This is a genomic window from Chromohalobacter sp. 11-W, assembly GCF_029889905.1.
In the GTDB taxonomy this organism is placed as follows: domain Bacteria; phylum Pseudomonadota; class Gammaproteobacteria; order Pseudomonadales; family Halomonadaceae; genus Chromohalobacter.
Genome location: NZ_JARANZ010000002.1, coordinates 363,134 through 386,741, shown reverse-complemented (window position 1 = coordinate 386,741; position 23,608 = coordinate 363,134). Strand labels below are relative to the sequence as shown.

The window sequence follows — 23,608 nt, the reverse complement described above, 5'->3', positions numbered from 1 at the left end:
AATGAAGGAGGCCGGTTTGCGCGGTGCCTTGTTAGGCTTGATCTTGTTGGCCGTTTTGCTCGGTGCGGGCGGGCGTACGTTGTGGCTCTGGCTCGACCGGCCCATCGAGCGGGTCTCCATCGGCGGTGATCTGCATTACGTCTCGGCGACCTACTTGCAGCGCAATCTCGCGCCCTTGGTCAGCGGTGAAACCTGGCTATCCATCGATCTCGACCAAGTGCGTGACAAGGCTCGCAATATCGCCTGGCTGTCGGAGGTTAAAGTCTCGCGCGAATGGCCGAATGCCTTACGCTTCGAGCTTTTCGAACAAGCACCGGTCGCACACTGGAACGATGACAAGCTGCTCAATACGCATGGCGAGCCTTTTTCACCGGGGCCGGTCGATGACTTTGATAAACCTTTGCCCGATCTAGCGGGCCCCGAGGGCACTGGGCCTGAAGTATTGGCGTACCTTGACTCGTTGCTACGCCGTCTGGAGACCTTGGACTTGCTTGTGACGCAATTACGATTGGAAGATCGTGGTGCTTGGCGTTTTCAGGTGAATGACAGTGTATGGGTTATCCTGGGACGTACCGATCTCGAATCTCGCCTGGCGCGTTTTACTGCGGCTTGGCAACGGCAGTTGGGAACGCAGGCGTCGCAAATTCGCTACATCGATTTACGCTATCCCAATGGTGTTTCCGTCGCTTGGCATGGACAGACAGAAATAGATGCGACAGAGTAACGGCGCAGTTGCCTTTTTCGGCGCCAGGCCACGAAATCCGGGCGGTGGGGGTTTCCCTTTTCGAAAAAATCACCGTATTCTGAGGCCGGTTTCATTTGTTGGGTGGTGATGTAAAGTCACATGTTACTATAATTGGCCCAGCGCGTTTTTATAGATCGATAAATTTCAAACCCAGTGCAGTTCGAGGAGTGACCCCGACCTATGGCAGGACAATCCAATGCTTCCAACATGGTGGTCGGGCTGGATATCGGAACGTCCAAGGTAGTGGCTATCGTCGGCCAGCCTTCCGATGATGGAAGCATCGAGATCGCAGGTATCGGCTCGCACCCCTCGCGCGGTATGAAAAAAGGGGTCGTCATCAATATCGAGTCGACCGTGCAGTCGATTCAGCGTGCCGTCGAGGAAGCTGAGTTGATGGCGGGTTGCGATATTCACTCGGTGTATGTTGGCGTGGCGGGTAGTCATATCAGCTCGATGAATTCCGACGGCGTCGTGGCCATCAAAGAGCGGGAAGTAACACCCTCGGATATCGATCGTGTCATCGACTCGGCTCGCGCACGTGCTATTTCTGAAGGACAGCGTATTCTTCATGTGTTGCCGCAAGAATTCGCCATCGACAATCAGGAAGGCATCCGTGAGCCGATGGGGATGTCCGGTGTACGTCTCGAGGCACGGGTTCACCTGGTCACGGCGGCATTGAATGCCGTTCAGAACATCGAAAAATGCGTGCGTCGCTGCGGCCTGGAAGTCGATGACATCATTCTGGAGCAGTTGGCCTCCAGTTATGCGGTATTGACGGAGGACGAGCGCGAGTTGGGCGTGTGCATGGTGGATATTGGCGGCGGTACCACTGATATCGCCGTGTTTACCGAGGGGGCCATACGTCATACGGCGGTGATTCCCATCGCGGGTGACCAGGTCACCAATGACATCGCTATGGCATTGCGCACGCCGACGCAGTACGCGGAAGACATCAAGGTCAAATACGCTTGCGCGCTAACCCAGCTCGCGAGTAGCGACGAAATGATCAAGGTTCCCAGCGTGGGAGACAGACCGGCGCGCGATCTTTCTCGCCAGGCGTTGGCCGAAGTAGTCGAACCTCGCTATGAAGAATTGTTTACATTGGTACGCGAAGAATTGCGGCGTAGCGGCTACGAAGATCTCGTGGCGGCCGGAGTGGTTCTAACCGGCGGTACGTCGCGCATGGAGGGTGTCGTCGAGCTAGCCGAAGAAATCTTTCACATGCCCGTGCGCATTGCTTATCCCCAAAACGTTCGCGGCCTCGCCGATGTCGTTCGTAACCCGATTTATTCGACGGGAGTGGGTTTGCTACTCTACGGTATGAATGATGCCAAACGTAATGCCGTCGTGTCGGCTCAGCCCCGTAGAGAAGAGGCTCATACCCGACGTGGACAAAGGCAAGAACGCTCGGGGTTGGAAAGGATCAAAGGTTGGTTCAAAGGAAATTTCTGAGAGGGCCGCACAAGTAGCGGCCACAGGAGACGGGGCTTATGTTCGAACTGGTAGATAACGCACCTTCTAGCAGCGCGGTTATCAAGGTGATTGGCGTCGGTGGTGGCGGTGGCAATGCCGTCAACCACATGGTCGAAAGCAACATCGAAGGCGTTGAGTTCATCTGTGCCAATACCGACGCTCAGGCGCTCAAGCGCGTCGCTGCCAAGACCGTTCTTCAGCTCGGCAGCGAAATCACCAAGGGGCTAGGGGCTGGAGCCAGTCCCGAGGTTGGTCGTCAAGCGGCAACGGAAGACCGTGAACGGATCGCCGAGCTGCTGCAAGGCGCCGACATGGTGTTCATCACGGCCGGCATGGGCGGTGGTACCGGGACCGGCGGCGCGCCTATCGTGGCACAGGTCGCCAAGGAACTGGGTATCCTGACCGTGGCGGTGGTGACGCGCCCGTTCCCCTTCGAGGGGCCCAAGCGCATGCGGGCTGCCGAAGAGGGCATGGAGGCGCTGTCCGAGTATGTCGACTCGCTGATTACCATTCCCAATGAGAAGCTGCTCGCAGTGCTTGGCAAGAACGCCAGCCTGCTGTCGGCATTCAGTGCCGCCAACGACGTACTGTTGGGCGCGGTCCAGGGGATTGCCGAGCTGATTACCAGTCCTGGCATCATCAACGTCGACTTTGCCGACGTGCGCACCGTGATGTCCGAGATGGGTATGGCAATGATGGGGACTGGCGCGGCCACTGGCGAGAATCGTGCGCGTGAAGCCGCCGAAAAGGCCATCCGCAGCCCCTTGCTGGAAGACATCGACCTGCATGGCGCGCGCGGCATCTTGGTCAACATCACGGCGGGCCCGGACCTTTCCATCGGTGAGTTCAACGATGTCGGGGCTACCGTGCAGGAGTTCGCTTCTCAGGACGCGACGATCGTGGTGGGGACTTCCATCGATATGGAGTTGTCCGACGAGTTGCGCGTCACCGTGGTGGCAGCGGGCCTAGAAGGCCTCAAGGAAAAGGCGACAGTCGCTACACCGCAGCGTGAGACAGTTGCGGCGGCACGCAGTGCCGAATCGCCCGATTATCGCAAGCTGCAGCAGCCAACGGTCATGCGTCAGCAGGCTGCGAAGGAGCAGGATGAGTCGGCTAAGTCCCGGCAGGAGTCGCGCCGTAAGTCGCAAGAGCTCGACGACTACCTGGATATCCCGGCGTTCTTGCGCCGTCAGGCCGATTGATCGGACGACATGCTGGGCGCATAGGCGTGGCCAGGCGACATTTTTTTGTTGAAACGTTTGTTCGGTGTTATAGTGAACAGCGTTTCATAACGATTTCCAAGCTTGGCTTACGCCCATGATTAGACAACGTACATTAAAGAATACCATCCGTGCCACTGGTGTGGGTTTGCACTCAGGTGAAAAGGTTTACCTGACGCTGCGCCCCGCGCCGGTCAATACTGGCGTCGTCTTCGTACGTACCGATCTCGATCCAGTGGTGCAGATCGCCGCCAACGCCGAATACGTGACCGACACGACGCTTTGTACCGCGCTTTCGCGTGACGGCGTCAAGGTGGCGACGGTAGAGCACCTGATGTCGGCATTTGCCGGCTTGGGGATCGACAATGTCTTCGTCGAGCTCAGTGCCCCGGAAGTGCCCATCATGGATGGTAGCGCTGGGCCGTTCGTCTTCTTGATTCAGTCCGCGGGCATCGCTGAACAAGGGGCGGCCAAGAAGTTCATCCGCATCAAGCGTGAGATCGTGGTTGAAGAGGACGATAAAGAAGCGCGCTTCTTACCGCATAACGGTTTTAAAGTCGCGTTCGCCATCGACTTCGACCATCCGGTTTTTGCGCACCAGAAACAGACGGCGAGCGTCGACTTCTCGACGACTTCGTTCGTGAAGGAAGTTTCCCGCGCACGTACTTTCGGGTTCATGCGTGATCTAGAGTTCCTGCGCGCCCAGAATCTGGCGCTCGGCGGAAGTCTGGATAATGCCATCGTTGTCGATGATTACCGTATCGTGAACGAAGGTGGTTTGCGCTACGAAGATGAGTTCGTCAAGCACAAGGTGCTCGACGCCATTGGCGATTTGTATCAGTTGGGGCATAGCCTCATCGGTGAATTTCGTGGCGTCAAATCCGGCCATGGCTTGAATAACAAGCTATGTCGCGCCTTGATGGCCCAGCAGGATGCCTGGGAAATCGTGACCTTTGAAGACGAGACGCAAGCAGCGCCTATCTCGTACGCGGCGCCAGCATTGGCTTGATAGCCGCACCGCTTGTAAGGCTAAGCGTAAGACCAAGCTTTTATTGACGCCGACCGGTAGGTCGGCGTTTTTTATGGGGCGTGACGCGGACGCGACTTTTTAAGCGTCGTCCGGGGCATGAGACGCCAGGCGCGTCAGCGCTTTTTTTAGCTTGGGGTCCGCGGTGTCGTCTGCGCATGCCTTGAGGTGATGCGCGGCTTCGGTTGAAAGTGCGCGTGCCTGAAAAGCGGGCGCCTTGAGAGGGTGTACAGGGCGGACCTTGAAGTTGAGCGCGAGTACGGCTTCGAATTCGGGGAGTTGACGCAGCAGTGTGAGGAGGCGTTGGCGCTCGTAGCGTAGCCACGTCAGCCATACGGCGCCATCGGTAATGAGCGTCAGAGCGCCTTCCCGATAGCCACCGACATAGACATGCTCGGCGATTTCGGCGGGAAGCCCGGCACGCAGGTGCTGTTGGGCCCGCTGCAGCAGCTTCGCCATACGTACCACCGATCCCAATTCGCCGGATCCGTCGATGAGATGGTGGATGGACTGGGCTCGGAAACGCTTAGCCTTTATACTCATGGGCTTGCCCGCGCGAAGGAAAGCAGAATGTCTGCGCAATCTACCATGAGCCGGAGCTCGTCGATAGCATGACCAGCGCTACGCACCATAGCTCAACGTCGCCGCGTCGCGTTCGCACGCGCCATCGTGCGCAATGGTGGCTTGCCGGTCTGTTGGTCGGGTGCCTGTTACCGGCAGGGTTGATGCACCCCGACGCGCTACGTATCGCCGAGCGGTTGACGCAGATCTGTCTGATGGCGCCGGAAGCCATTCGTGCCCAATCGCGTCGTGTGGAGCGACGCAAGCGCTTGTTGGGCACTAGACGACGTCGCCCACCGTCTCCTCGCCTGTGGCGCTTGCCGCAGCGTTTCTATCATGTGTTGAGCGTGGGATTGGATGTCCTCTCGCGCCGAGGTCCACCACACAGTGTCTTATTCCGAGATATCGGGCGATTAATCGCCTGATATTGATGCTGGCGCCGCGTCGATGCGGTGGCCGATATGACGTTTTAGGCACTTTTGAATTTCAGGATCTCACATGCTCAATACTATCGTTCGTAAGCTGGTTGGCTCGAAGAACGAGCGCGAAGTCAAGCGCATGCGCAAGGCCTCCGAGGCCATCAACGTGTTGGAACCCACGTTCGAGTCTCTCGAGGATGCCGCGCTGACGGCAAAGACCAGCGAATTCCGCACGCGCCTGGAGTCAGGCGAATCCATCGACAAGATACTTCCCGAAGCTTTCGCCGTCGTGCGCGAGGCGAGTAAGCGCGTAATGGGAATGCGTCACTTCGATGTGCAGATGGTCGGCGGGATGACGCTTCACGAAGGGCGCATCGCCGAGATGAAAACCGGCGAGGGCAAGACCCTGGTCGGTACTCTGTCGGTCTATCTCAATGCGTTGCCGGGCAAGGGCGTGCACGTGGTGACGGTCAACGATTATCTGGCCAGCCGCGATGCCGAGTGGATGCGTCCTCTCTATGAGTTTCTCGATCTCAGCGTAGGCACGATCTACTCCGGCCAGGCCTCACCCCAGAAGCGTGAAGCCTACGCCTGCGATATCACGTACGGAACCAACAACGAATTTGGGTTCGACTATCTGCGTGACAATATGGCGTTTTCGCTGGATGACAAGGTCCAGCGTGCGCTGCACTACGCGATCATCGATGAAGTCGACTCGATTCTCATCGACGAGGCGCGCACGCCGCTGATCATTTCCGGCCCGGTCGAAGAAAACGTCGAGCTCTACCGGCGTATCAACCAGCTTTCCTTGGGGCTTGAGGAGTGCAGCGACGAAGAGGACCCGACCAGCGGGGACTTCATCCTCGATGAGAAACAAAAGCAGGTGGAGCTTACGGAAACCGGTCACCAGAAGCTGGAAGGGATACTGAGAGAGACGGAGCTTCTGGGTGCGGACGACTCGTTGTACTCGGCCCAGAATCTGGGACTTCTACAGCATGTGCATTCGGCGTTGCGTGCGCGTCATCTCTATCATCGCGACGTCGATTATATCGTCAACAACGATGAAGTGGTCATCGTCGATGAGCACACCGGGCGCAGCATGCCGGGTCGCCGCTGGTCCGAGGGTCTGCACCAAGCGGTCGAGGCCAAGGAAGGCGTGACAATTCAGAAAGAGAGTCAAACACTGGCCTCGACGACCTTCCAGAATTACTTCCGTCTGTATGACAAGCTGTCGGGGATGACGGGGACCGCCGATACCGAGGCGTTCGAGTTCCGTCAGATTTATGGGCTGGATGTCATGGTGATTCCCACCAACCGCCCATTGGTGCGTGTGGACCACAACGATTTGGTCTACATGAGCGGTGAAGAGAAATTCGAAGCCATCATCGATGACGTCAAGACGCAACGCGAAGCGGGGCGTCCCATCTTGGTGGGCACGGCGTCGATCGAAACCTCGGAATATCTCGCCCAACTGATGCAGAAGTATCAGATACCGCACAATGTGCTTAACGCCAAGCAACACCAGAGTGAAGCGGAAATCATCGCCCAGGCGGGGCAGCCCGGTGCCGTGACCATCGCCACCAATATGGCTGGGCGTGGTACCGACATCGTGCTGGGCGGCAACTGGGAAGCCGAAGCGGCGGCTCTCGATAATCCTTCCGACGAGCAGGTCGCAGCCCTCAAGGCCGCATGGCAGGAACGCCACGATGCTGTGCTGGCTGCGGGCGGTCTCCATGTGATTGGTTCTGAGCGCCACGAATCGCGCCGCATCGACAATCAGCTGCGCGGGCGCTCCGGTCGTCAGGGCGATCCAGGGTCGACACGCTTCTTCCTCTCATTGGAAGACAACCTCATGCGGTTGTTCGGCTCCGATCGCGTGCAGCGGTTGATGGGTGCCCTGGGACTGGAGCGTGGCGAGGCGATCGAACACAAGATGGTGTCCAACGCCGTCGAGCGTGCCCAGAAAAAGGTCGAGGGCCGCAACTTCGATATCCGCAAGCAGCTGCTGGAATACGACGACGTTTCCAACGACCAGCGCCGTGTTGTCTATCAGCAGCGCAATGAAGTGCTTGTCACCGATGATCTCTCGTCCAATATCGCCGAGATTCGTGAGCAAGTATTGTCCGAGGCCATTACCAGTTATGTGCCGGCGCAGAGCCTGCCCGAACAGTGGGATCTTGCCGGGTTGCAGGACTATCTCAAGCAGGAGTTCAACCTCGACGTGCCCTTGGTGCAATGGGCAGAAGAGGATCAACACTTCCATGAAGACCTGCTGCGTGAACGTCTGCATGACCAGCACCGCGGTCTCTTTGCCAGCAAGGCCGAGGCAGTCGGACCGGAGCTGATGCGCCGCTTCGAAAAGCAGGTCATGTTGCAAGTGCTCGATACGCGCTGGAAGGAACACCTGCAACACATGGATCATCTGCGCCGCGGGATCCATCTGCGTGGTTATGCACAGAAGAATCCCAAGCAGGAATACAAGCGTGAAGCCTTTGAGCTCTTCCAGACGCTGCTGGCCAACATCAAGCACGATGTCATTCGCATCCTGAGTCATGTGCAAGTGCGGCGTCAGGAAGAGGTCGATGAGCTGGAGCGTGAGCGGCGTGCCACGCTGGAGCGCGAACGTGCGGTCAGCCAGCCAGTGCATGAAGACGCCGTGGCCTCGGCTGAGGCGGTAGCCGCCGAAGGCGAGGAGCGTACTGGCGACGAGGAGGACGCACAGCCGGTACGCCGTGAAGGCCCTAAGGTGGGCCGTAACGACCCGTGTCCTTGCGGTTCCGGCAAGAAATACAAGCATTGCCATGGCAAGTTGAACTGAGTTCAAGGCAAACGTGGCGTGAGGAGAGACGACATGGCGGTGGGGGAAGCGAGTTTTCCGGCGATGCCGGCCATCGAAGGCATTCGCCTGGGCACGGCGATGGCAGGCATCAAGGCAGCGGGGCGCCGTGACCTGGTAGTGATCGAGTTGCCCGAGGCAACGACTCTAGCGGCGGCGTTTACGCGCAACGCTTTTTGCGCGGCGCCGGTGCATGTGGCGCGACGCCATCTCGAGACGGAAAAGCCGCGTTATCTGCTGATCAATACCGGTAACGCCAATGCCGGTACGGGTGAGCAGGGCATGCACGATGCTGAGAAGAGTTGCCAGGCGCTGGGCGAGCTGGCGGGTGTCGCCGCGCAGTCCGTCTTGCCGTTTTCGACCGGTGTGATCGGCGAGCCGCTGCCCGTAAAGCGGCTATGCGATGCGTTGCCGGAGGCGCTTGCCGCGTTGTCGGCGGATAGCTGGCAGACGGCGGCCGAAGGCATTCTGACGACGGATACGCGAGCCAAAGGGGCCACCGCGTGTCTCGAGATCGATGGCCAGCCGGTAACAATCAATGGCATCGCCAAGGGCTCGGGCATGATCAAGCCCGATATGGCCACGATGCTGAGCTTCGTCTTCACCGATGCCGCCATCGACGACGCGCGCCTGCAAGTATTGCTGCGGCGGGCCGTCGATGATTCCTTCAACTGCATCACTGTGGATTCGGATACCTCGACCAACGATGCCTGTACATTGGCTGCCACCGGACGCGGTGCTCGCATCGATACTGATGAGCACGAGTCGCGCTTTGCTGCGGCGTTGACCGAGGTACTGGTAGAATTGGCGCAGGCCATCATCCGTGATGCCGAAGGTGCGACCAAGTTCGTTACCCTTGAGGTCGAAGGGGCAGCGGATCGGCAGGAAGCGTTGGACGTTGCCTTTACCGTGGCGCATTCGCCGTTGGTGAAAACGGCGCTTTATGCCAGTGACGCCAATTGGGGACGCATTTTGGCGGCGGTCGGGCGTGCTCCGGTACCCGATCTGGATGTGTCGCGTATCGCTATCGACCTCGGTGAGGTGGCGCTCGTCGAGCGAGGCGGTCGCGCGGCTTCGTATACCGAGGAGGCGGGAAGCGCGGTCATGGCCGAGTCCGAGATTACGATTCGTATCCATCTTGGACGCGGAGATACCGCGGCGACGGTCTGGACGTCGGACTTGTCACACGATTATGTCTCCATCAATGCCGACTACCGTAGTTGAGTGCGAGTCGTAAAACGGCTAGCCGAGTGCGGATGGCAGCAGCGATAAGCGGGCCGTCTTCGGTCCGCGGATCATGAACAGTCAGTCAAGGTGAAATGACCAACATGGTGAAGAGAAGGGTACACGTAGCGGCGGCTGCCATCATTCGCGAGGATGGTCATGTGCTGCTGGCACGCCGTCCCTCGATCGTCGATCAGGGTGGGCTATGGGAATTCCCCGGGGGCAAGCTGGCACCCTACGAAACCGGTTTCGAAGCGCTCAGGCGTGAGCTTCGTGAAGAGCTAGGCATTGAGATCCTGCGCGCTCAACCACTCATTCGCGTTCACCATGAATATGCCGACAAACGCATTTTGCTCGATGTCTGGCAGGTACATGAGTTCGAGGGCGAGCCCTTTGGGCGCGAGGGCCAGGCGGTGCGCTGGGTACCACAGAACGAGCTGCACAATTACCCGTTCCCGGAAGCCAACCACCCGATCTTGCGCGCGGTGTGCCTGCCGCACGAGTACTTGATCAGTGACGAAGAAGCCGATGACACGGTATTTCTCGACAAGCTCGAGCGCGCCTTGCGTGATGAAGACGTGCGCCTGGTGCAACTGCGGGCCAAAACGTTGGATGATAGCGCGTACCTAAAGCGTGCCGAGCAAGCGCTGGCGCTCTGCCGGCGTTACGAGGCGCGCTTGATTCTCAACGGCGATCCAGCACTGCTCGACGATATCGATGCCGATGGCATCCATCTTCCCAGTCGTGCCTTGATGGCACTCAAGCATCGCCCCATTGCCCATGACAAGTGGCTAGGGGCGTCGACCCACGATCCTCGCCAACTCGAGCAGGCCGCCGAGATTGGCTGCGATTTCGTGACCTTTTCGCCGCTGCGCGTGACGCCGAGCCATCCCGATACCGCGCCGGTCGGCTGGCATGACTTCCAGCAGCTAGTGGAAACCGCAGGCATGCCGGTCTATGCGCTAGGGGGAGTCACGCGAGACGATATCGACCAGGCGCGTGCAGTGGGCGCGCAGGGGATTGCGACGATTCGCGATCTCTGGAAATAGCACTCTCGTCGCGACAGCGCGGTATCGCATACCAACGGCTCGCCATTTTGGCGGGCCGTTGGCGTTTACGTCTTATTGGCGTGGTTCGCCGCGCTCCAGATCGTCGATCAAGCGGTCGAGATCGGTTTCGTCCATGGCGGGCTCGCCCGCGATACGGTGGGATTCATCGGCCCAGGCGCCAAGGTCGAGTAAGCGGCAGCGCTTCGTGCAGAAGGGGCGATACGGGTTGTCGGTTGTCCAGGCGACCTTGGTGCGACACTGCGGACAGGCGACTTCAAGGGGGCGGTCTTGGGATGTCTCCGTCATGCTAAAGCGAGTACTCCTGATGGGTGCCATCGAATAGTTGCCGGTAACGCGCGTCGAGCTTGGCGACCTGCGCTTTCAGCGCCGTCATGTCACCATTATTCTCGATCACGTCGTCGGCAAGCGCCAACCGCTCTTGGCGGGGCATCTGTGCCGCGAGGATAGCATGCGCCTGGGTTTCGCTCACTTCATCGCGTGCTTGGGTGCGCGCGACCTGAAGCGTTTCGGGAACATCGACGACCAGGCGGCGGTCGACCAGCGAGACTTGATCCGTCTCGAACAGCAGCGGCGACACGAGCAGCCCATAGGGGGCGGCGCCCTGGCGTATCGCCTCGAGACGCTCGCATAATCGCTGACGGATGCGTGGATGTGTGACGCTTTCCAGCCACTGGCGCTCGCCATCATCGGCGAAGACGATGTCGCGCAAGGCGCGGCGCTGCAATTCGCCGTGTGCGTCGAGCAGCGAGTTTCCGTAACGTGCCACGATTGCGTCCAGCGCGGGTTCACCGGGCGCGACGATATCGCGTGCCACGAGGTCGGCATCGACCCAGGGAATCCCCAATTCGGCGAACATGGCGGCGGCGGTGGACTTGCCCGATGCGATGCCACCGGTCACGCCGATGATAGGGGCGACGGATGTCATGACAAATTCCTCATAAGCCGGTCCAGGCGCGTAGTGGTGCACCGAAGAGTACCGCGATCCATCCGGCGAGTGCGAGAAAGGGACCAAAGGGTAGTGGCATGCCGCGCAAACGCGGCAGCGAGAGCTGCAACAATATCCCGATGATCGCCCCCAACCCGGCGGAGAGCATCAGTAGCATCGGCAGCATCGTCCAGCCGAGCCAAGCGCCCAGCGCCGCTAACAGCTTGAAGTCACCATAGCCCATTCCTTCCTTCTTGGTCAGCCACTTGAAGAGCCAGTAGAAGCTCCATAACAGCACATAGCCGGCCATTGCGCCGACGACGGCATTCTCGAGCATATAGGGCTGAAAGAAGAGCTGATAAAGCAGGCCGGCCCAGAGCAATGGCAGCGTGATGATATCGGGGAGCAACTGGGTGCGCAGATCGATGACCGCCAGCACCAGCAACGCCAGGCATAGTCCGCTCCAGGCCAGCGCCGCCCAGGTGGCGCCATGCACGATGATGACGCTCGCCATCAACAGACCCGCCATCAGTTCGATCAGCGGATACTGCACGCTGATGCGCGTCTGGCAGTGCGCGCAGCGACCACGGCGCTTGAGCCAACCAACGAGGGGCAGGTTGTCGTGCCAGGCGATTGTCTGGCGGCAGCTCGGACATTGCGAGCGTGGCGTGCACAGGTTGTAGCGCGCGACCTCTTCCTCGGGAAGCGCCAGCGCATCGCGTGCTTCTTGGCGCCATTGCTGCATCAGCATCACCGGCAAACGTACGATGACGACATTGAGAAAACTGCCCAGCAAGGTACCGAGGACGAACGCCATTGCGGCCAGCCACGGTAAAGGGATATCGGCGAGCAACGTGCCACTCCTGAAACGAACGCGCCCGGCGAAATGCCGGGGCGGATAAATTGGGAAACGCGGTAGCGTCCTAGATTGCCGAACCCATCTCGAAGATCGGTAGATACATCGACACCACGAGACCGCCGACCAGAACGCCCAACACCACGATGATGAAGGGTTCGAGCAACGATGTCAGGGCGTCGACCTTGGTGTCGACGTCTTCCTCGTAGAAGTCCGCCACCTTGTTGAGCATCGCGTCCAACGCGCCGGACTCTTCGCCGACCCCGATCATCTGCACGGCCAAGTTGGGAAAGCGCCCGGTGGCGCGCATGGCGAAGTTGAGTTGCTGGCCACTGGCGACGTGTTCACGCACCTCGTTGATGGCGCGCTGGTAGAGGCGGTTGCCAGTCGAGCCGGCCGCAGTATGCAGTGATTCTACCAAGGGCACCCCGGCGCTGAAGGTCGTCGCCAGAGTTCGCGAAAAACGCGCCACCGACGACTTGTCGAGGATATCGCCGATGACCGGCAGGCGCAGCATCAGCCCATCAATGCGATAGGCGAAGCGCGGGGAACGCCGTATGCCGAGACGTATCAGCAAGCCGGCAGCGATGAAGGCGCCAAGCAAGTGCGGCCAATAGGCCTGGACCCATTCCGAGAGATGGATGGTCAATTGCGTGAAGGCAGGCAGGTCGGCGCCGAAGCCGCGAAACAAGCTCTCGAATTGTGGCACGACCTTGATCAGCAGCAGGGCGGTCACCCCCATGCCTACGAGCACGACGGCGGCAGGATAATAAAGCGCCTTGCGCACGCGGGACCGCAGCGAGTCGATCTTCTCCTTGTAGCTGGCGACACGCTCCAGCATGCGATCCAGCGAGCCGGATTGCTCGCCGGCTTCGACCATGTTGACGAACATGCGATCGAAATGTTGCGGATGCTGCGAGAGCGCTTCGGAAAAGCTGGCGCCGGCCGAGACCTCATTCATCAGTGTCTCGATGAGGTGATGCATGGCGGGGCGTTTAAGGCTCTCCGATACTACGCTGAACGCCTGCAGCAAGGGAATGCCGGCACGGATCATGGTCGCCATCTGGCGCGCGAACAGGGTGATGTCCTGCGGGCGAATGCGACCCAGCCCGAAAGGGCTGCGCACGCGCTGAATCCGTTTGACGAGGATGTTCTGACGCCCGAGTTCCTGGCGCACGCCCATTTCATCCGCGGCGACCAGTTCACCTTGAATGGTTTCACCGCGGGAGTTCTTGCCCTTCCACCGCCAGCGGTGCAGGACGACGCGCCGAGGCGCCTTGCTGCGTGTCGCTACCGCCATGTCGTTGCCCTCATGTCACTTGACCGGATCGCTCATTCCAGCACCACGCGATTGATTTCCTCGAGGCTGGTAATCCCCGCGAGTACTTTGCTCAGACCGCTGCGCCGCAGATCGGGATGGCCTTCTTGACGGGCCAGTTCGCCGAGTTCCAATGAATTGCCGTCGGCCATGATCAGTTTGCTCATGGCCTCGCTGACGGGGAGTACTTCATAGAGACCGACGCGCCCTTTGTAGCCGTGGGTGCATTGCGTACAGCCCGTGGCGCGATAGCAGGTCGCGGTCTCGATTTCTTGTGTCGTGAAGCCTGCGTCGAGGAAGAGTTCCCGAGGCAGCTCGACGGATGTCTTGCAATGAGGACACAACTGACGCACCAAGCGCTGGGCGACGATCAAGGTCACCGAGCTTGCAATGTTGTAGGCCGCCACGCCCATGTTGCGCAGTCGCGTCAGGGTTTCCGCCGCCGAGTTGGTGTGCAGCGTCGACAGCACCAAGTGGCCGGTCTGCGCGGCCTTGACGGAGATCTCTGCGGTTTCCAGGTCGCGGACCTCGCCGACCATCACGACATCGGGGTCCTGGCGCAGGAAAGCGCGCAGTGCGCTGGCGAAATCCAGCCCGATCTTGGGCAGCACATTGACCTGGTTGATGCCGTCCAGCTTGAGCTCTACGGGGTCCTCGGCGGTGGCGATGTTGCGCGCGTCGGTATTGAGGATGTTGAGCCCGGTATACAGGGTCACGGTCTTGCCGCTGCCGGTAGGGCCGGTGGCGAGTATCATCCCCTGCGGCTGGGCGAGCGCGTGTTCGAACAGCGCCTTTTGCGATTCACTGAAGCCCAGCGCATCGATGCCCAGGCGCGTAGCGCCAGCATCCAGCAAGCGCAGCACGATTTTCTCGCCGTGTACCGTGGGTAGCGTGCTGACGCGAAAGTCGATGGTGCGCGAGGCCGAGACACGCAGCTTGATGGCGCCATCCTGCGGCAAACGCCGCTCGGAGATATCCAGACGCGACATGACCTTGAGGCGTGCCGAAAGGCGGGCGCGCAGATTGAACGGCGGCCGCGCGACCTCGACCAGGATGCCATCGATGCGAAAGCGGATGCGGAAGGCTGACTCATACGGCTCGAAGTGGATATCCGAAGCACCTCGCCGCGCGGCATCAAGCATCATCTTGTGCACAAAGCGGACCACTGGGGCATCGTCGTCATCGGTGTCGAGCCCTTCGTTGAGAGGCTCGACGTCGTCGAGATCGAGTGTCTCGAGCGCCTCGCTGGCATCGTCGAGGGCTTCGAGCATGCCGTGCGTCTCGCGCTGGACGAGATAACGCTCGATGGCCGGCTGCAACTGATCGGTAGCTACCAGCACGCCCTCGGCGGTGAGTCCGGTGGTGAACTGCAGTTCATCGAGTTTTGCCAGCGTCGAGGGGTAGGGGATCGCGACACTGATATGACGCTCGCCACGCGCTAGCGGCAGTACGCCGAGGCGGCGGATCAGTGTGTCGGACAGCCCCTCGCCGATGGGCAGGCGCTCGGTACTGATGGCTTCCAGGTCGACGAACGGCAGGCCATATTCCCATGCGGCACTCTGGGTGGCCTCTCGTGCGGAAACCCAGCGCTGCTCGATGACGTATTCGAGCACCGACTGATGCGTATCGTGCACGGCCTCCATGGCATGCCGCGCCTTGGATTCCTCGATCAGGCCTTCCGTGACCAAGCGTGCGGCGAGCCCTTTCAAAAGCGACGAGCCGGGGGCGGCAGGAGACGACGATGAAGACGAATGCATAAGCGTTTCGACACCAAAAGGAGTGACCAGGTGGGGCGGCCGATACCCCGTGACTTCTCGCATCCTACCCCATGCATGACCGTCATGGTGACCCTTGGCATGAGATATCTCGTCAATTAGCGTGTTTGTATATGATCGGCTGATGTTAGGTAAACTTTAACCTCGATCATCTTGCCAGCATGAGAAGTGTAATTTAACGTAACATGCTAGATGGCTGTCTCGCAGAGAGCCGGCAGGGCGTCAACGTCTCGCTGGCGCGCCCGCAACGCGCTATCATCCGCCCGCGTCGGGCTCGCCACACAGGCGAATAACAGGGCATTCAACGGGATCACAGGAGAATTCAATGGAACGACAACAACGCGGTTTCACGCTGATCGAACTAATGATCGTCGTCGCGATCATCGGCATCCTCGCCGCCATCGCCATACCGCAGTACCAGAACTACGTCGCACGCTCGCAATTCGCCGAAGCGCATTCACTGCTGGGCGGCGCCAAGATTTCCATTCAGGAGCGTGTCGATCAAGGAAAGGCCTATGGGGGGGATGCGCCTGCTCTTGGTATTCGTACCGATGGTGAATATGGTGAAATTACCGATCCGACGTGGACTGGTACTGGTGCCGCTAGCGCGACGTACACGTTTGGTGAAGGGGATACTTCGGCTAACTCAAACCTTGAAGACCAAACTGTCACTTATACGTATGCCGAAGATGAAGGTGACGATATGCGCTCATGGAGCTGCACGACAACCGTTCCTGAGGAATATGTATCTAATTGTACATACGAAGCTGCTCCTACAGGCGGGTAAAACACGCTGTAAGTAAGCATTCGAGATGAAAAAGGCCGGCATTCGCCGGCCTTTTTAGTATCTCGATTTCGGATTGTCTCTGAGGCCCTTCGTTCTTTTTCCTTCTCTCTTATCTCTTAAACCTTCCAACTTCCCGCTTCAGTACAACGCCTTCCCTTCGTCGACGACTTCCTTTAGCACTTCCAGAAACAGCCGGTCGGCTTCCGAGTGCTCGTTGGGGTCTTCGGGAATATGCACGCTGGTATTGTCCGAGATTTCGTTGGCGATGGTGGCCCACATCTGCCGGTTATCGCCGTCGTCGGTGTAATGGGCGCGGGCGATGGTGAGCGATTGCTCGAGAATCGCCGGATCTTGCAGCAGTTTCTTGATGAATTCACGCAGCTCGTTGATGATTCGAACTTTCTGCATTTCGGACGCGGAACTCATGGGCTCTCTCCATGTGGCCATGTGGCCGGGTGGCTCATGCGGGATCGCGTGCCGTGCGTTCACGGCGTCGCGCATCGACTCGCAGGACGATGTCGCGGACGATAGCATATCGTCGCGGTGGACGGCAGTAGGCCGCCGTGGCGAATGGGCGGTCGCAAGGTGCGCGAGTAGAGAAACGCCCGCGCACCCTTTATAGTAGCGCCCGATTATAATGACGCGCCGTTTATCGTGCCTGGGTGAATCATGGGACGTCGCGACGCGGAGGCCGAGGAGGAAGGCAGGTGGCGGTGATACACCCACGCATCAAGCGCAGCCTGGTGGTGTCCGCGCCGGTAGTCAGGATTCTGGCGGTATTGCTTTGCGTGCTGGCGATCTTGATGATCGTCCCCCTCGGCGTGCTGACCCTGGAGGGTGACCCCGACCGCATTGCGTTCGCGCTGTCGATCGCCATCGTCGCGGGTGCCGCCTGCCTCATGTGGTTCGCCACGCACGGCATCGAGATCCTGCTGCGCCCGCGCCAGATGTTCATCCTTACTACCTTGAGCTGGGTGCTGGTGAGTGCCGGGGCGAGCCTGCCGTTGATTTTGGGGGCGCCGCAGTTGTCCTTCGCCGATGCCGTCTTCGAGTCGGTCTCGGCGATCACTACCACCGGATCGACGGTGCTGGTGGGCATCGACGGTCTCTCCGATGGCCTTAAATTGTGGCGCGGCTTGATGCAGTGGTTGGGCGGCATCGGCATCATCGTCATGGCGATCGCTATCCTGCCGTTTCTCAAGGTGGGTGGCATGCGCTTGTTCCAAACCGAGTCGTCGGACTGGTCCGACAAGGTGCTGCCACGCGCCGGCGGTATCGCCAAGGCGAGTGGCGCGATCTACTTGGGCGGGACCTTGCTGGCAATGCTGACGTACTACCTGGCGGGCATGACGCCGTTGGATGCCGTCGTGCATGCCATGAGTTCCATGGCTACTGGGGGGTTTGCCAACTCGGATGCCTCCTTCGGGATCTATCATGATCGTCCGCTGATTCTGTGGCTGGCCTCCTTCTTCATGCTGTGCGGCGCGCTGCCATTCGTGCTGTTTATTCGCGCGCTGCGCGATACGCCGCATGTTCTGTGGCGGGACCAGCAGGTGCGGGGGTTAATGGGGCTGTTAGCGGTGGTGATCCTGGGGTTGACCGTGTATCGCGTCGCCGGGGGTGTGCCGTTCTTCGAGGCGCTGACGCAAGTCGCCTTCAATGTCATTTCGGTGGTCACCACCACCGGCTATGCCTCCGACGACTATACTCAGTGGGGGCCGCTGGTCGTCGCTGCGTTCTTTTATCTGACCTTCGTCGGTGGCTGTAGCGGGTCCACGAGTGGCGGCATGAAAATATTCCGCTTTCAGATCGGTGCCATCATGCTGTTCACCCAATTGCGCCATCTCGTGCATGCCCAGGGGGTCTTCGCGCAACGCTATAATGGCAACCCACTGAGCGACGAGGTCGTGCGCGGGGTCATCGCTTTTTCCTTCTTCTTCTTCCTGACGATTGCAGGTCTGGCGCTGGGGCTAGCGCTGCTGGGGTTGGATCTGGTGACCGCACTATCAGGGGCGGCCACCGCCGTCTCCAACGTCGGCCCCGGCCTGGGACCGGTCATCGGACCGGCGGGGAACTTCTCGTCGCTGCCCGACGCCGCCAAGTGGCTTCTGAGCCTGGGCATGTTGATGGGGCGCCTGGAAATCCTCACCGTGCTGGTACTGTTGACGCCCACGTTCTGGCGGAAGTGACGCGTCAGGCGTCTTCCTCGACATATCCGGCGCGGTTGAGAATGGGATTGGCGTATTGACGCAGCCACCAATGACGGAGGTGGTCGGGCACGGTGGCCAGGCGTGCTTCGAAGCGTGAACGGTCGGCATCGGTAACCTCGCTCAGATCGACCAGATCCGGCGCCAGCCCCGTGGCCTCGAGCGCGAGTTGATGGCTGGGGAACATATGGTAGTGAGCCAGTACCTGGCGATCGATTTCCTCGGTGACGGCTTCCGGGGTCGCGAACTCGCTCCCCAGAGGTGTGCCGAAAGTCAGGCGGATGCGGCCCTTGTGACCTGTAATGCCGGCGACGATGGACTGAATATCCTCGAATTCGACCTTGTCGTAACGGCCTTCCGTATGACGGGCGTACAGCTCGCGTGCCTTCTGGAGATCGCAGGGATCGTATTCGTAGCTGATGGATACCGGCACGAGGCGCAGCTCGGATACCGCGGCACCGATATCGGCCTCGCCGCCGTCCATGCGCTGGGCCATGCCCAGCATCTTGACGATGGCAGTATCGGCGCGGTCGATGCCGTCCTTGGCGCGTCCTTCGCGCTCGGCGATCCAGATCGAATGGTTATCGGCGGTGATCGAATGACGGATATAGCGCGATAACGTCTGATACGCCTGCAGCATCGCCCGCTTGCCCTTGGCCGAGCGCGGCACGATGAAACTCTTGTTGAGACGCATCAGGTCATTGACGAATGGCTTCTGCAGTAGATTGTCGCCAATCGCGATGCGCACGGTATTGCGACCTTTCTGGTAGAGCGCGTAATTGACGAACGCCGGGTCCATGGCGATATCGCGATGATTGCCGATGAACAGATAGGCCTTGTCGGCGTCGAGGTGCTCGAGCCCTTCGATCTCGAAGGCATCCGTGGTAGTGGCGATCATTCGCGCCATGTAGCGGGCGATGCGTTGCTGAAAGGCGGCGACGCTCTCGATGTTGCGCATTTCGTGTTGTAGTCCCAGGCGCGCGATGAAACGCGCCACGGGCGGCGCGTAACGCGCCAGCCGGGGGAGGCGAAAGTGCGTGATCGCGTCGAGCAGCTCGTCGCAGTGAGCCAGGCGGTCGAGTACCGCCGCCACCTCGTCGTCATGATAGGGACGAATGGCGTCGAAATCTTGGGGAGCGGACTGGGGAGTCGATGCGTGCGTCATGATGTGGGCGCTGTCGGGTCGGCTTCGCCGCCCAGCCAGTCGATGAGTTGTTCGATGAATCCAGAGAGCACTTGGGCCATGAGAGCGAAGTCCGTTTCCAGGCGTAGCGTGGGGTCGTCATCGTCTTCTTGTTGAGCGGCTTCGTCGAGCAAGGCGTCGGCGAAGCGCAGCGATTTGAGCGTCAGGTCATCGTGCAGGACCAGCGATAGCTGATCCTCGACATCCAGTGCCAAGCGGCTAGCCTGACGCCCACTGGCGAGCACACTTTGCACTTCTTCGCCGTCGAGGTCGATGCCTCGGGCACGCCACACGCCATCGTCGCCATTGGCGTCCTTGAGTTCGACCTGATCGCCTAGCTGCAGCCCTTCGGGGCGCGAGGCGATATCCTCGAGCCAGGCGGTCATGCTGCGCGAGGGCAGTTGGCGCACGGCCAGCGGCGTGACTTTCAACGAGCCCAACGACTGACGCAGCAGATCGAGAGCATCCTCGGCGCGGGCGCGGCTGGCGCAATTGACGGCGATGAGGCCGCGACGAGTATCCCACCATATATCAATGCGTTGGCTACGCGTGAAGGCACGTGGCAGAAATTCTTCCACGACCTGTTCCTTGAGTGCCTGGCGCTCGCGGCGTGGCAATGGACCGCCTTCGGCGGCCTCGCGCTCGGCGGCGCGTTCTTCTACTTCTTCGCGTACCACCGAGGCCGGTAGCAGGCGCTCCTGGCGCAGCAATGACAGCAGGCGATGCCCCTGGATCTCATGGACGAGCTGTTGGCCGTTTCGTCCCGCGGGGCGTTGCCAGCCGAGGCGCTTGCCTTCACTAGGCGACACCGGACGAAAGGCGAAGGCCTCCAGGGCCGATTCGAGTGCCTCGAGCGCGATGGGCGTCGTGTCGTGCAGGCGATAGAGATGCAAGTGCTTGAACCACATGAGCCTATTCCGTCACAAAGGGGCTCATTATGGCGAAACGCCAAGGCGGGTGCCACTCCCCCAATCGGATGCGCTTGTCAGCGGCATATAAGGAGGCGTGTTTTTCGTGCGCTCGTGCGGAGAGCGCGATTGCATTGACCAAGCCTGCCGCATCGCCATGTGAAATGGTATGATGGCGTGATTCGGGCCCCCTTGAGGTTGGGCCCGCCATCGAAGCTCAATGATTGCTGTGACGGCCATTGGCGTCGAGCGCTGAAGAGTGGCCTGCGGGGCTTCGTGCTCCGTGAGGCCGCTGTTCGTTTCATTCAGTGCCATGACCGATGGTATGGCGCGGTGCAAAGGATTGAACGACCCATGGGTGAGATCGCCAGAGAAATTCTGCCAGTCAATATCGAGGACGAGCTTAAACAGTCGTATCTCGATTACGCCATGAGCGTGATCATCGGCCGTGCGTTGCCGGATGTACGGGATGGCCTCAAGCCCGTGCACCGGCGCGTATTGTTCGCCATGCATGAACTCAGTAATGACTGGAACAAAGCCTACAAGAAATCGGCCCGTGTCGTGGGTGACGTGATCGGTAAATATCACCCGCACGGGGATAGCGCGGTCTACGACACCATCGTGCGTATGGCGCAGACATTCTCGATGCGCTATGTGCTGGTCGATGGCCAGGGTAACTTCGGTTCCATCGACGGCGACAGCGCGGCGGCCATGCGTTACACCGAGGTGCGCATGGCACGCCTCGCCCATGAGCTCCTCGCTGACCTGGAAAAAGATACCGTCGACTGGGTCGACAACTACGATGGCACCGAACGCATTCCCGAGGTGCTGCCGACCAAGGTTCCTAATCTGCTGGTCAACGGGGCCTCGGGCATTGCTGTGGGCATGGCGACCAATATCCCGCCGCATAACATGCGCGAGGTGATCGATGGCTGCCTGGCGCTGATCGACGATTATACGCTCAGCATCGACGATCTCATGGCGTATATTCCGGCTCCCGATTTCCCCACCGGCGGGATCATCAACGGGCGCGCGGGGATTCTCGATGCCTACCGCACCGGGCGTGGGCGTATCTATGTGCGGGCTTGTCATACTATCGAGCACAACGATAAGACCGGGCGCGATCACATCATCGTCACCGAACTGCCGTATCAGGTGAACAAGGCGCGCTTGATCGAGAAGATCGCCGAGCTGGTCAAGGACAAGCGTATCGACGGCATCGCCGAGTTGCGCGACGAGTCCGACAAGGAAGGCCTGCGCGTGGTGATCGAGGTCAAACGCGGCGAGTCCGGCGAAGTAGTCGTCAATAACCTGTTCGCGCATACCCAGTTGCAGACCGTCTTCGGCATCAACATGGTGGCGCTGGATAACGGTCAGCCGAAGATCCTCAATCTCAAGGAGATTCTCGAGGCATTCATTCGTCACCGTCGCGAGGTGGTGACGCGGCGCACGCTGTTCGAGCTCAAGAAGGCACGCGACCGTGGCCATATTCTCGAAGGTCTGGCCGTGGCGATTTCCAACATCGACGATGTGATCGAGCTCATCAAGGCGTCGCCCTCGGCCACTGAAGCCAAGGAAAAGCTGGTCGCACGGGCCTGGCAACCGGGGCAGGTAACCGGCATGCTCGAGCGCGCCGGGGCGACGTCCTGCAAGCCGGAAGATCTCGACGAAGGTTACGGGCTCGCCGACAACGAGCGTGAATATCGACTGTCGCCGGCCCAGGCGCAGGCCATTCTTGAATTGCGCCTGCATCGCCTGACCGGGCTCGAAACCGAGAAGCTTCTCGACGAGTATCTGTCGATCCTCAAGCGTATTGCCGAGCTCAACGAGATTCTCGCCTCGCCGGAGCGCCTGCTGGAGGTCATTCGCGAGGAGCTTGGCGCGATTCGCGATCAGTACGGCGACGACCGCAAGACCGAGATCCAGGCCAGTCATCTGGACCTGACCATCGAGGATCTGATCAACGAAGAAGACATGGTGGTCACCATCTCGCGCAGCGGCTATGCCAAGACGCAGCCGCTTTCCGACTACCAGGCCCAGCGGCGTGGCGGACGCGGCAAGTCGGCGACCACCATGAAAGACGAGGACATCATCGAGCACCTGTTGGTGGCCTCGACGCATGACACCATGCTGCTGTTCTCCAACCGCGGTAAGGTCTACTGGCTCAAAGTTTACGAGATGCCTAATGCCAGCCGTGGTTCGCGCGGCAAGCCGCTGGTCAACATGCTGCCATTGGATGATGGTGAGTCGATCAACGCCATCCTGCCGGTACGCGAATATCGCGATGACTGCTACATCTTCTTCGCTACTGCCAAGGGGACTGTCAAGCGGACCTCGCTGGAGCAATTCTCGCGGCCGCGCAGCGTGGGTTTGATCGCCATCGACCTCGAAGAGGACGACCGCTTGGTCGGCGCCGCGATCACCTCCGGCAACGACCACGCCATGCTGTTCTCGTCCAACGGCAAGGCCATTCGCTTCGAGGAAGGCAAAGCACGCGCCATGGGACGCACCGCCCGCGGTGTACGTGGTATGCGTCTGCAAGGCGACGCCGAGGTGATCAGCTTGATCATTCCGCAGTCGTTGACCATCGATGCCGAAGCCGACGACACCGATGTCGTGGCCGAGGAAGCCCCGGTCCAGAGCGTCAGTGAAGATCAGGTCTATATCCTGACCGCCTCCGAGAATGGCTATGGCAAACGCACGCGTCTCGATGAGTTCCCGTTGCGTGGGCGCGGCGGCCAAGGGGTGATCGCCATGCAGACCTCGCGGCGCAACGGCGCCTTGGTGGCGGCGATTCAGGTCCGCGACAGCGATGAAATGATGCTGATTACCGACAAGGGCACGTTGGTGCGCACGCGGGTCGAGGAAATTTCGGTCAGCTCGCGCAATACGCAAGGGGTTACTCTGATTCGCACCGGTGAAGGCGAGCATCTTGTCGCCACGGTGCGGGTCGATGAGCCGGCCGAAGAGCCAGCGCCCGATGAAGAAGAAGGGGCGGTGGTCGACGAGGTGACGCCCACACCGGATGACGACGAGGCGCCACAAGGCGATTGAGTCTCAATGCGGCCGCTCCT

Annotated in this window: 20 protein-coding genes; 11 read left to right on the top strand and 9 right to left on the bottom strand. The window is 60.1% G+C overall.

Features of this window, described 5'->3' with window-relative positions; translation table 11 throughout:
- The first annotated feature begins 1 nt into the window (after position 1).
- The 4 genes from OP494_RS04635 (at position 2) to lpxC (ending at position 4,447) form a co-directional block, all read left to right on the top strand.
- Positions 2–724: a cell division protein FtsQ/DivIB gene (locus OP494_RS04635; RefSeq protein WP_280539536.1), complete on the top strand. Its 723-nt coding sequence runs from the start codon at positions 2–4 to the stop codon at positions 722–724.
- A gap of 201 nt (positions 725–925) precedes the next feature.
- Positions 926–2,197, top strand: a complete 1,272-nt coding sequence (ftsA, locus tag OP494_RS04630; protein ID WP_040241758.1) for a cell division protein FtsA — start codon at positions 926–928, stop codon at positions 2,195–2,197.
- Between the two features lie 38 nt (positions 2,198–2,235).
- Positions 2,236–3,420 carry a cell division protein FtsZ gene (gene ftsZ / locus OP494_RS04625; protein WP_178997189.1) on the top strand — a complete coding sequence of 395 codons (1,185 nt, stop codon included), beginning with the start codon at positions 2,236–2,238 and terminating at the stop codon, positions 3,418–3,420.
- A 115-nt stretch (positions 3,421–3,535) separates the two neighbouring features.
- Positions 3,536–4,447 carry a UDP-3-O-acyl-N-acetylglucosamine deacetylase gene (lpxC, locus tag OP494_RS04620; RefSeq protein WP_246922909.1) on the top strand — a complete coding sequence of 304 codons (912 nt, stop codon included), beginning with the start codon at positions 3,536–3,538 and terminating at the stop codon, positions 4,445–4,447.
- Between the two features lie 99 nt (positions 4,448–4,546).
- On the opposite strand, the gene OP494_RS04615 is transcribed toward lpxC, so the two are convergent.
- The gene (locus tag OP494_RS04615) at positions 4,547–5,008 is read right to left on the bottom strand and encodes a DciA family protein (RefSeq protein WP_280539533.1); all 462 of its coding nucleotides are present in this window, start codon (positions 5,006–5,008) and stop codon (positions 4,547–4,549) included.
- A 68-nt stretch (positions 5,009–5,076) separates the two neighbouring features.
- On the opposite strand from OP494_RS04615, the gene OP494_RS04610 reads away from it, so the two are divergent.
- The 4 genes from OP494_RS04610 to OP494_RS04595 all read left to right on the top strand — a co-directional run bounded on the left by OP494_RS04610 (position 5,077) and on the right by OP494_RS04595 (position 10,554).
- On the top strand, positions 5,077–5,451 hold the full coding sequence (locus tag OP494_RS04610; RefSeq protein ID WP_280539532.1) for a hypothetical protein: 375 nt from the start codon (positions 5,077–5,079) through the stop codon (positions 5,449–5,451).
- 73 nt (positions 5,452–5,524) lie between these two features.
- Positions 5,525–8,263: a preprotein translocase subunit SecA gene (secA, locus tag OP494_RS04605; protein ID WP_280539530.1), complete on the top strand. Its 2,739-nt coding sequence runs from the start codon at positions 5,525–5,527 to the stop codon at positions 8,261–8,263.
- 33 nt (positions 8,264–8,296) lie between these two features.
- A complete protein-coding gene (gene argJ / locus OP494_RS04600; protein ID WP_280539529.1) occupies positions 8,297–9,505 on the top strand; it encodes a bifunctional glutamate N-acetyltransferase/amino-acid acetyltransferase ArgJ in 1,209 nt (402 codons plus the stop codon).
- 104 nt (positions 9,506–9,609) lie between these two features.
- Entirely contained in the window at positions 9,610–10,554 is a 945-nt protein-coding gene (locus OP494_RS04595) for a Nudix family hydrolase (protein ID WP_280539528.1), read from the top strand.
- A 72-nt stretch (positions 10,555–10,626) separates the two neighbouring features.
- Here OP494_RS04595 and yacG read toward each other — a convergent pair whose 3' ends face one another.
- The 5 genes from yacG to pilB form a co-directional block, all read right to left on the bottom strand.
- Positions 10,627–10,860, bottom strand: a complete 234-nt coding sequence (yacG, locus tag OP494_RS04590; protein ID WP_280539527.1) for a DNA gyrase inhibitor YacG — start codon at positions 10,858–10,860, stop codon at positions 10,627–10,629.
- A 1-nt stretch (position 10,861) separates the two neighbouring features.
- The gene (gene coaE, locus OP494_RS04585; protein WP_280539526.1) at positions 10,862–11,500 is read right to left on the bottom strand and encodes a dephospho-CoA kinase; all 639 of its coding nucleotides are present in this window, start codon (positions 11,498–11,500) and stop codon (positions 10,862–10,864) included.
- A 10-nt stretch (positions 11,501–11,510) separates the two neighbouring features.
- Positions 11,511–12,317 (bottom strand): A24 family peptidase, encoded by an 807-nt coding sequence (locus OP494_RS04580; RefSeq protein WP_280539619.1) that lies wholly within the window; start codon positions 12,315–12,317, stop codon positions 11,511–11,513.
- Positions 12,318–12,423: 106 nt separating this feature from the next.
- On the bottom strand, positions 12,424–13,656 hold the full coding sequence (locus OP494_RS04575; RefSeq protein ID WP_280539525.1) for a type II secretion system F family protein: 1,233 nt from the start codon (positions 13,654–13,656) through the stop codon (positions 12,424–12,426).
- A gap of 32 nt (positions 13,657–13,688) precedes the next feature.
- On the bottom strand, positions 13,689–15,431 hold the full coding sequence (pilB, locus tag OP494_RS04570; protein ID WP_280539524.1) for a type IV-A pilus assembly ATPase PilB: 1,743 nt from the start codon (positions 15,429–15,431) through the stop codon (positions 13,689–13,691).
- A 343-nt stretch (positions 15,432–15,774) separates the two neighbouring features.
- Here pilB and OP494_RS04560 point away from each other — a divergent pair, with 343 nt between their 5' ends.
- The gene (locus tag OP494_RS04560; RefSeq protein ID WP_348521693.1) at positions 15,775–16,236 is read left to right on the top strand and encodes a pilin; all 462 of its coding nucleotides are present in this window, start codon (positions 15,775–15,777) and stop codon (positions 16,234–16,236) included.
- A gap of 138 nt (positions 16,237–16,374) precedes the next feature.
- On the opposite strand, the gene OP494_RS04555 is transcribed toward OP494_RS04560, so the two are convergent.
- Positions 16,375–16,662: a hypothetical protein gene (locus OP494_RS04555; protein WP_097022954.1), complete on the bottom strand. Its 288-nt coding sequence runs from the start codon at positions 16,660–16,662 to the stop codon at positions 16,375–16,377.
- 287 nt (positions 16,663–16,949) lie between these two features.
- On the opposite strand from OP494_RS04555, the gene OP494_RS04550 reads away from it, so the two are divergent.
- Positions 16,950–18,425 (top strand): TrkH family potassium uptake protein, encoded by a 1,476-nt coding sequence (locus tag OP494_RS04550; RefSeq protein WP_280539618.1) that lies wholly within the window; start codon positions 16,950–16,952, stop codon positions 18,423–18,425.
- Positions 18,426–18,429: 4 nt separating this feature from the next.
- Here the strand turns inward: OP494_RS04550 and OP494_RS04545 are convergent, their stop codons facing one another.
- Both OP494_RS04545 and OP494_RS04540 read right to left on the bottom strand, forming a co-directional pair.
- Positions 18,430–19,608: a 1-acyl-sn-glycerol-3-phosphate acyltransferase gene (locus OP494_RS04545; protein WP_280539522.1), complete on the bottom strand. Its 1,179-nt coding sequence runs from the start codon at positions 19,606–19,608 to the stop codon at positions 18,430–18,432.
- Positions 19,605–20,534 carry a recombination-associated protein RdgC gene (locus OP494_RS04540; RefSeq protein WP_280539521.1) on the bottom strand — a complete coding sequence of 310 codons (930 nt, stop codon included), beginning with the start codon at positions 20,532–20,534 and terminating at the stop codon, positions 19,605–19,607. The genes OP494_RS04545 and OP494_RS04540 overlap by 4 nt, the downstream gene beginning before the upstream one ends.
- Before the next feature lie 354 nt (positions 20,535–20,888).
- Between OP494_RS04540 and gyrA the strand changes: the two genes are divergently transcribed.
- A complete protein-coding gene (gyrA, locus tag OP494_RS04535; protein WP_280539520.1) occupies positions 20,889–23,588 on the top strand; it encodes a DNA gyrase subunit A in 2,700 nt (899 codons plus the stop codon).
- Positions 23,589–23,608: the final 20 nt, after the last annotated feature.